The 9,078-nt window shown below is 51.0% G+C and carries 10 protein-coding genes; 5 read left to right on the top strand and 5 right to left on the bottom strand.

Features of this window, described 5'->3' with window-relative positions:
• The first annotated feature begins 318 nt into the window (after nt 1-318).
• Nucleotides 319-864, top strand: coding sequence for a gamma carbonic anhydrase family protein (locus BS639_RS21705; RefSeq protein ID WP_084984296.1), 546 nt, complete (start codon nt 319-321; stop codon nt 862-864).
• A gap of 79 nt (nt 865-943) precedes the next feature.
• On the opposite strand, the gene aroE is transcribed toward BS639_RS21705, so the two are convergent.
• From aroE to dprA, 5 genes are all read right to left on the bottom strand, one after another.
• Nucleotides 944-1,762: a shikimate dehydrogenase gene (gene aroE, locus BS639_RS21700; RefSeq protein ID WP_084984295.1), complete on the bottom strand. Its 819-nt coding sequence runs from the start codon at nt 1,760-1,762 to the stop codon at nt 944-946.
• Nucleotides 1,763-1,774: 12 nt separating this feature from the next.
• Nucleotides 1,775-2,344, bottom strand: a complete 570-nt coding sequence (tsaC, locus tag BS639_RS21695) for an L-threonylcarbamoyladenylate synthase type 1 TsaC (RefSeq protein WP_084984294.1) — start codon at nt 2,342-2,344, stop codon at nt 1,775-1,777.
• 4 nt (nt 2,345-2,348) lie between these two features.
• Nucleotides 2,349-2,894, bottom strand: a complete 546-nt coding sequence (locus BS639_RS21690; protein WP_055774019.1) for a DNA topoisomerase family protein — start codon at nt 2,892-2,894, stop codon at nt 2,349-2,351.
• Nucleotides 2,895-2,964: 70 nt separating this feature from the next.
• Nucleotides 2,965-3,438 (bottom strand): DUF494 family protein, encoded by a 474-nt coding sequence (locus tag BS639_RS21685; RefSeq protein ID WP_055774021.1) that lies wholly within the window; start codon nt 3,436-3,438, stop codon nt 2,965-2,967.
• The gene (gene dprA / locus BS639_RS21680) at nt 3,410-4,579 is read right to left on the bottom strand and encodes a DNA-protecting protein DprA (protein WP_055774023.1); all 1,170 of its coding nucleotides are present in this window, start codon (nt 4,577-4,579) and stop codon (nt 3,410-3,412) included. The genes BS639_RS21685 and dprA overlap by 29 nt, the downstream gene beginning before the upstream one ends.
• Before the next feature lie 132 nt (nt 4,580-4,711).
• Here dprA and def point away from each other — a divergent pair, with 132 nt between their 5' ends.
• From def to trkA, 4 genes are all read left to right on the top strand, one after another.
• Nucleotides 4,712-5,221: a peptide deformylase gene (def, locus tag BS639_RS21675; protein WP_055774025.1), complete on the top strand. Its 510-nt coding sequence runs from the start codon at nt 4,712-4,714 to the stop codon at nt 5,219-5,221.
• A gap of 91 nt (nt 5,222-5,312) precedes the next feature.
• Nucleotides 5,313-6,251 (top strand): methionyl-tRNA formyltransferase, encoded by a 939-nt coding sequence (fmt, locus tag BS639_RS21670; RefSeq protein WP_055774027.1) that lies wholly within the window; start codon nt 5,313-5,315, stop codon nt 6,249-6,251.
• 103 nt (nt 6,252-6,354) lie between these two features.
• Nucleotides 6,355-7,644 carry a 16S rRNA (cytosine(967)-C(5))-methyltransferase RsmB gene (gene rsmB / locus BS639_RS21665; protein ID WP_084984293.1) on the top strand — a complete coding sequence of 430 codons (1,290 nt, stop codon included), beginning with the start codon at nt 6,355-6,357 and terminating at the stop codon, nt 7,642-7,644.
• A gap of 57 nt (nt 7,645-7,701) precedes the next feature.
• Nucleotides 7,702-9,078 carry a Trk system potassium transporter TrkA gene (gene trkA, locus BS639_RS21660; protein ID WP_055774031.1) on the top strand — a complete coding sequence of 459 codons (1,377 nt, stop codon included), beginning with the start codon at nt 7,702-7,704 and terminating at the stop codon, nt 9,076-9,078.

The following is a 9,078-nucleotide window of genomic DNA, read 5'->3' as shown; positions in this document are numbered from 1 at the left end:
GGTGGCGTATACTACGCTTTCCTCATTTAATGTCAACCGATTATTTTATCAATCAACATCATTTTTAATTCTTCCTGACTCGTTCACACCGCGTTGCTGCTGCGTTGTTCCCTGTCGTTGGAGCGGCATTATAGGGATCCCGATTTATTCCACAAGTGTTTTTTGATCTTTTAAATTCAACCGCCTGTTTTTTACTCCTTTCGTGGAGTTCTTGCACGATCGGTTGCTTTTATCGACGATCCTGGCCGGCATGACTTTGTATTAATAGATCCAGAGACTATATTGCCAAGGGCAGTCAGTCTCATAAGCGAGGAATATATGTCTGAGTTTTTACGTTCCTATAAAGGAACCCGTCCCAAACTGGGCGAACGCGTGATGGTTGATCCCACTAGCGTAGTGATTGGCGATGTAGATTTGGCGGACGACGTTAGCATCTGGCCCTTGGTTGCCATTCGCGGTGACGTCAACAATGTGGTCATTGGCTGTCGCAGCAATATCCAAGACGGCAGCGTTTTGCACGTTACCCATCAGTCTGCACATAATCCTGAAGGCTTCCCCCTGATTATTGGCGAAGACGTAACAGTGGGGCATAAAGCCATGCTGCACGGCTGTACGGTAGGAAACCGTGTGCTGGTCGGAATGGGGTCAATAGTGCTTGATGGTGCAATAATTGAAGATGACGTGATGATTGGTGCCGGCAGTTTGGTGCCACCGGGCAAAAGGCTAGAGAGCGGCTATCTCTATTTAGGCAGCCCAGTCAAACAGGTCCGAGAACTCACGGCAGCGGAAATCGCCGGTTTGACCTATTCATCCAATAACTATGTGAAATGGAAGGATGAATACTTGTCGGGAGAAGACAGGTAACCGCCTGCATTCTTAGTTCTCTTCTTTACTGACTCTATTCAATGCAGCGGGGATCTGAATATGGATCCCCTTATTCAGGTTAACCAGCAAGATCTCGTTTCAACTGCTCTAGCACCGGCTCAATATCAGGCATCACGCCGTGCCAAAGGTAGAAGGCATGCGCGGCCTGCCCCACCAGCATACCCAGGCCATCGGCAGTATGATCTGCCCCGTGTTGTTTTGCCCAGACAATAAAAGGTGTTTCGCCCGCCTGATAGAACATATCGTAGATACGGGTCTGCGGCGTTATCACCGAAGAAGGTATCGCGGGTACTTCACCTTTGATTCCTGAAGCCGTGGCGTTGATGAGCAAATCAAACGGCTGCCCTTCAAGGTCAGCCAGCGCAATGGCGGTAATGTCGCCCTTGGCTTCGAAAATATTCTGCAGATGCTGTGCCCGCTCAAAAGTACGGTTAGTGACGACCACGGCGCAGCCGAAATCCAGTAAAGGCAGAATAACACCTCGCGCCGCACCGCCTGCACCCACCAGCAAAACGCGATTGCCAGGCTTGATCATATTCAACCGCTGCAGATCGCTTAGCATACCAATGCCGTCGGTATTGTCGCCCAGTAGACGGCCATCCTCTAATAGCTTCAACGTATTAACGGCACCGCTCAGCGAAGCGCGGTCCGACAGCTCGTCTGACTCGGCAAATGCTCGCTCCTTAAAAGGAACGGTAATATTTGCGCCTTTCGCTCCATTGGCAAAAAAATCGTGCAACGTCTCTTCAAATTCATCATGCGGGGCCAAAACGGTGCCGTATAGATGTGCAATCCCGGTTTGCTCAGCAAAAAGGGCGTGAATACGCGGTGATTTGCTATGACTGATTGGATTACCGAATACAGCAAAAGAGGACATGACTGACTTTCCTTAACCTTGGCGTATGAGTTCGCCGGTAGTGGCATCTTTAATTTCTGACGGGTTTTGACGCCCACCGACCTCGCCTTCCAGCACCGGGAAGTGTGGCCCAAATTGCAGTTTTACTTCAGCAGCCGTACGACAAGGTGGCTGACCACTTAGATTAGCACTGGTTGAAACCAGAGGCTTGCCGTACTGGCGGCAAAGATCTTTTACTAAAGGATGGTCACTCACCCGGACAGCAAGGGAGGTAAAACGCCCCGTTAACCACTGCGGTGTGGACGCCTTTGCCGGCATAACCCAAGTTACCGGGCCCGGCCAGCTGGCAAAAATTTGCTGGAGACGCTCGGCGCTGAGCGTTGACTCGTCTATATAAGGAAGCAGTTGCTCATAACTGTCGGCGATGAGGATCAGCCCCTTGTCGCGCGGTCGCTGCTTAAGAGCCAAAAGTGCCTCAACGGCCTGTTCACTGTCGGGGTCGCATCCCAGTCCAAAAACGGCCTCGGTAGGATACGCCACGACCTGCTGGTGTTTTAATGCCTGCAATATGGCAGGCAGGTTGAATTCGGATTGTTGGCTCATATTTTTAATCTGCTTTAATTACGGCTTTACCGCATAACTTACTGGCACAAAAAATTTTGATCCCCTGCGCCGTTTTCTTTTCCATTAATAACGGATAGTGGCAAGCCTCGCAGCTGCCCGCAACCGGCTTATTGTTAATGGCAAACTGGCAGTCGGGATATCTGTCGCAAGCGTGAAATACTTTGCCGAATCTGGATTTGCGCTGTAGCAAATGCCCCTGACCGCACTGCGGGCATGACAGCGACGTTTCTTCCGGTTTGTCGATAACTTCAATATGGTCACAGGCCGGATAATCAGAACAGCCGATAAACATGCCAAAGCGACCCTGACGTAAAACCAGGGTGGACTGACATTTAGGGCATTGCTGTCCGTCGAGTATTTTAACAATGTGGCCATCGGCCAGAGTTTTTAACGGGCGGATGTGCTGACATTCAGGATAGTTGGAACAGCCGAGAAAAGGGCCGTGGCGACCACTGCGGATCACCAAATCGGCCCCACATTCCGGACAGATTTCATTTTGCTTCCCAGCAAAAAGCGTTGCTTTTGTCATGCTCTGTATTTTACCCGTTACCTACAAACTACCCGCGTCATGTTAACCACTGTAACGAACGCCCATAGCTTTAATGCAGATAACCTTCATTAACGTCAAATAACAGCTCTTCCATTTGCTGATATGCACTTTCATAGCCTGGAATATTAAAGAGAACCATCAATACAACCCACTTGAGGTCTTCAAGATCGAACTCGTCCGTATCCAGCGCCATAACACGATCGACAACCATTTCTCGGGTATCGACATTCAACACTTTAATCTGTTCCAGAAATAGCAGGAATCCCCGGCAGCTAACGTCTAAGCGACTCATCTCTTCGTCGGTATAAACTCTCAGAGCAAAGGGGTCCGCATCCAGCAAATGCGATGGCGTGCCACCCTCTTGCAAGTCTGCAAGTTTTTCTAGCCAATTTAACGCGTTGTGGATATCGGTACGGTGAAATCCGGCTTCGGTTAAATCATCTGTTAACCTATCTTGGTCGACACTCATCTCCGCTTCGTTATGAATGTAAGTTTCAAATAAGTACATTAGTACGTCGAACATGGCCTGCCCTCCTAATTCGGACATAGCCGCCGGATACAGCTGCGATCCATCCTGCTAACTCCAGTTCGAGCAACTTAACTGCTACCTCTGGCACAGGTTGGCCGGCACGTTCAGCGACGACGTCAACAGGTGTCACCTCATATCCTACGTTAGCCAACACATCGACAAATGGCAATTCAAGTTCGGTAACTTCCGCACAAATATTCACTTCTTCAGCAATTTTTTCGCTCAGCAGGGTCGAATCATCAGAAAATGCGTCATTTTCAGCAGAAAGCCAGGTCAGTCCACTACCAATATGTTCGGCGATATCCATCGGGTCCGTGACCAGATAAGCACCCTGCTTGATTAGCCAGTGAGTGCCTTCACTGTTGGGATTATGCACCGAGCCTGGGAGCGCAAAAACCTCTCGTCCCTGCTCAAGCGCACAGCGGGCGGTAATCAGAGACCCACTACGCAGTGAGGCCTCAACAATCAAGACTCCCACGCTCATTCCACTGATAATACGGTTGCGTCGCGGAAAATTATGCGGCAACGGCGGCGCTTTAAGCGGAAACTCGGAAACGAGCGCACCGCCATTATCAAGAATGCGCTTCGCTAAGGATTTATGAATTTGTGGGTGAATATACCGCAGGCCGCTGCCCAACACCGCGATGGTTTTGCCCTGAGCGTCAAGGGCTGCACGATGGCAAATACCGTCAATGCCCATGGCCAAGCCGCTCGTAATCGTAAAGCCGCTGTTAACCAGACCGGCAGCAAAATACTGCGCCCAATGTTCACCATAGTGGCTACAGTCGCGGCTTCCCACCATCGCCATCTGCGGTGAAAGCAGCAGTTCAGGCGGGCCTTGCACATAAAGCAGCCGCGGCGGTGAGGCAATTTTTTTCAGCAGTGGTGGGTACTGGGGACTGTTGAGCGAAATAAGGTGATGATTATCCTCCTCCAGCCATGCGAGAGAAGCTTCAATATTTAGCGAATGTGGGTGAAAAAACGCGCTGCGCTGCTCCTCCGTAAAACCATGAGCACGAAGCAAAGCAGAAGTAATCGGTGTGGCATCATCGAGTGAATCGACCCACTGACAAAGCCGTGCTGCCCTGAGACCTTTTACCTCAGATAACCTGAGCCACACTTCCTGTTGCGTCATGGTTTCTATTTCCTGTTTAAACGCCGTCCTGGCGCTGTGCTCAATTGATAGACGATGCTGTCAATCAGAGCCGGAAATGTCTAGAATAGAGATTATATATCGTCAATCCCTTGAATAAAGATCCAGAGATTTATGTCCGTATTACAAATATTGCATTTCCCAGACGACAGGCTTCGCATTGTTGCTAAACCAGTCAAAGAAGTTAACGCCGAAATTCAGCAGATCGTGGATGATATGTTCGAAACCATGTATGCCGAAGAAGGTATAGGACTGGCCGCGACGCAGGTTAATATCCACCAGCGCATCATCGTTATTGATGTCACCGACGATAAAAGCCAACAGCTGGTGCTGATTAACCCTGAGCTGCTCGAAAAAAGCGGCGAAACGGGTATTGAAGAAGGCTGCCTGTCTATTCCTGACCAGCGCGGTTTGGTGCCTCGTGCAGCCAACGTGAAGATCCGTGCGCTCGATAGAAACGGTAAAAGCTTCGAACTTGAAGCCGATGAACTGCTGGCTATTTGTATTCAGCATGAGATGGACCACCTGGTGGGCAAACTCTTCGTTGATTACTTATCGCCTCTGAAGCGCCAGCGCATTCGTCAAAAAATGGAAAAACTGGCAAAACTCAACGCTCGAGGTTAATTCTCGCGCGTTGCGAAATGTCACCACAGGCTATTTTTTAATAAGCCAATTTTCCCAGGCGTTTTAAAGCCTTTATTACAGGAAATGAGCTTTGCGGATAATATTCGCCGGTACCCCTGATTTTGCAGCGCGTCATCTTGACGCGCTTTTAACGTCTGAGCATCAGATTGTTGGCGTTTTCACCCAACCCGATCGTCCTGCTGGACGCGGAAACAAACTGACGCCAAGCCCGGTCAAAACGCTGGCGTTGCAGCACGGAACTCCCGTTTTTCAACCAAAATCCCTACGTCCTGAAGAGAGCCAGCAGTTAGTGGCAGACTTGCAGGCCGACGTAATGGTGGTGGTGGCATACGGTTTAATCCTGCCGAAAGCGGTTTTGGCGATGCCTAAACTAGGCTGTATAAACGTGCACGGCTCCTTACTGCCTCGCTGGCGCGGCGCGGCGCCAATTCAGCGTTCCCTGTGGGCAGGTGATGCTGAGACCGGTGTGACAATTATGCAAATGGACGTTGGCCTTGATACTGGCGACATGCTGCATAAAATCTCCTGCGCCATTGAGCCGCAGGATACCAGCGCGTCACTGTATGACAAACTGGCCAACCTCGGACCGCAGGGCATGCTGCATACTCTGCAACAGCTAGAGCAAGGCACGGCAACGCCTGAGGTTCAAGATGAATCGCGGGTGACCTATGCGGAAAAGCTGAGCAAAGAAGAGGCGCGTCTCGACTGGTCTCTCAGTGCCGAACAGCTTGAGCGCTGTATTCGCGCGTTCAATCCGTGGCCGGTAAGCTATTTCGTTATCGATGAACAACCGATAAAAGTTTGGCAGGCTCAGGTCATCGACCTTGAGAAAAGCGCAGCTCAGCCAGGCAAAATACTCGCGGCAGATAAAAAAGGCATTCAAGTTGCCACGGCGCACGGAGTGATTAATATCACCCAGCTTCAGCCGGCGGGCAAAAAACCGATGTCTGCTCAGGATCTGCTGAATTCACGCAGTGAATGGTTCACACCCGGCACGGTGCTAGACTAACTACGCCACCCGGTATCATCGTTATAATCAGGATACCGGGTTCTGCCCTCTCCCTTTTACACCTACGACGTGGGTATGCTGACTGAGGTCGGCTTTTTTGACTATGAAAAACACATATAACCTCCGCAGCATTGCTGCAAAAGCCATTAGCCAGGTTCTGGATCAGGGCCAGTCGCTCTCAGCCGTCCTGCCAGGCTTGCAGAAAAGTATTGCCGACAAAGATAAGTCGCTGCTGCAAGAACTGTGTTTTGGCACATTACGCGTTTTGCCTGAGCTGGAGTGGTGTTTACAGCAGCTGATGGCCAAGCCGTTAACCGGAAAACAGCGCACGCTGCACTACCTGCTGATGGTTGGCCTCTATCAGATGCTGCATACCCGCATCCCTGCACACGCTATTTTAGCTGAAACTGTCGAAGGTGCCGTGGCGTTGAAGCGTCCACAGTTGAAAGGGTTGATCAATGGCGTACTTCGCCAGTTCCAGCGTCAGCAGGTTGATCTGCTCCAACGGATGCAGAATAACGACAGCCGCTACCTGCACCCCAGTTGGCTATTGAAACGAATTAAAAACGCCTACCCGGAGCAGTGGCAGCATATTGTTGATGCCAACAATCAGCGTCCACCGATGTGGTTGCGTGTAAACCGTCAACATCACACCCGCGATGCCTATCTGGCACTGCTCGCGGAGGCTGAAATCGAAGCTTTCCCACATCCACAATATGCTGATGCCCTGCGTTTGGCTACGCCGTGCGGCGTGACTGCACTACCCGGTTTCGACCAGGGTTGGGTAACGGTGCAAGATGCCTCGGCACAGGGGAGTGTCAGTCTGCTTGATCCGCAGAACGGTGAGACTATCTTGGATTTATGCTGTGCGCCAGGTGGCAAAACTACCCACATTCTCGAGGCCGCGCCTAAAGCACACGTGTTAGCCGTAGACGTCGATGAGCAGAGACTGTTGCGTGTTCATGAGAATCTGCGGCGTCTCGGCTTACACGCCGAAGTGAAACAGGGAGACGGCCGTGAGCCTCAGGTGTGGGCTCATGAGAAAATGTTCGACAAAATTCTGCTCGATGCCCCTTGCTCGGCAACCGGCGTTATACGTCGTCATCCTGATATCAAGTGGCTACGTCGAGACAGCGACATTGAAGAGCTGGCGCACTTGCAGGCCGAAATTCTTGAAGCTATTTGGCCCAGCCTGAAACCTCAGGGCGTGCTGGTTTATGCCACCTGCTCTATTTTGCCTGAGGAAAATAGCCAGCAAATTTCCGCTTTCCTGAAACTGCACCCCGACGCTACGCTGGTTGAGACGGGTGATGTCGCTAAGCCAGGTCAGCAAAATCTTCCTGATGCCGAAAGCGGTGATGGTTTCTATTACGCTAAGCTAATTAAAGGCTAACCGCGATTCTCAAAGTCGACGGTTCTTGACGACAAATAAGGCAATACAGAGAGTGCTATGAAAATAATAATTCTCGGTGCTGGCCAGGTGGGCGGTACGCTGGCTGAAAATTTGGTGGGAGAAAACAACGATATAACTATTGTTGATACCAACACCACACGTCTGCGCCAATTGCAGGACAAGTTTGATCTGCGCGTCGTTCAGGGACACGGCTCTCATCCGCGCGTTTTACGCGAGGCCGGAGCTGAAGATGCCGATATGCTGATTGCCGTAACCAACTCTGACGAAACCAATATGGTGGCATGCCAAATAGCCTACTCGCTGTTTAATACGCCTAATCGTATTGCGCGGATACGCTCTCCCGAATACATCCGCGAGTCTGAAAAGCTTTTCCAGCCGGAAGCTGTGCCTATTGACCACCTGATCTCGCCAGAACAGTTGGTCATCGACTATATCTACAAGCTTATTGAATATCCGGGCGCACTGCAGGTCGTCAACTTTGCGGAAGGCAAGGTCAGCATTGCGGCAGTGAAAGCCTATTACGGCGGCCCATTAGTGGGAAGCGCGCTGTCGGCGATGCGCGAGCACATGCCGCACATCGACACCCGAGTCGCGGCAATATTTCGTCAAGACAGGCCGATTCGGCCACAAGGTTCAACCATTATCGAGGCGGGTGACGAAGTTTTCTTTGTTGCCGCATCGCAACATATCCGCGCGGTAATGAGCGAACTTCAACGTCTGGAAAAACCTTACAAGCGCATCATGATCGTCGGCGGTGGCAACGTCGGTGCGGGTTTGGCTCTGCGTCTTGAGAAACACTACAGTGTAAAACTGATCGAACGCGATCAGCAGCGAGCTGCCGAGCTGGCCGAGCTGCTGCAAGATACCATTGTGTTTTATGGCGATGCTTCCGATCAAGAGCTGCTGGCAGAGGAGCATATTGAACAGGTCGACGTGTTTATTGCCATCACCAATGATGATGAGGCAAATATCATGTCGGCGATGCTGGCAAAACGCATGGGCGCCAAAAAGGCAATGGTGCTTATTCAGCGCAGTGCCTACGTTGACCTGGTTCAGGGCAGTGTTATTGATATCGCGATTTCTCCGCAGCAGGCAACCATTTCTGCACTGCTCGGTCACGTGCGTAAAGCGGATATTGTTAGCGTTTCCTCCCTGCGCCGGGGCGTTGCTGAAGCCATTGAGGCCATTGCCCACGGTGACGAAAGCACCTCTAAAGTTGTTGGCCGCACGGTAGAGCAGATAAAACTGCCACCGGGTACCACCATTGGTGCAATTGTGCGCGGTAATGAGGTAATTATTGCCAACGGCAGTACCCGTATTCAACAAGGTGACCACGTTGTAATGTTTATCACTGATAAAAAATTCGTTCGCGACGTCGAAAGATTGTTCCAACCGAGCCCATTCTTCCTCTAG

This window comes from Rouxiella silvae (assembly GCF_002093625.1).
Taxonomy (GTDB): Bacteria; Pseudomonadota; Gammaproteobacteria; order Enterobacterales; family Enterobacteriaceae; genus Rouxiella; species Rouxiella silvae.
The sequence above is the reverse complement of the archived record's forward strand: the minus strand, read 5'-3'. Positions and strand labels throughout refer to the sequence as shown.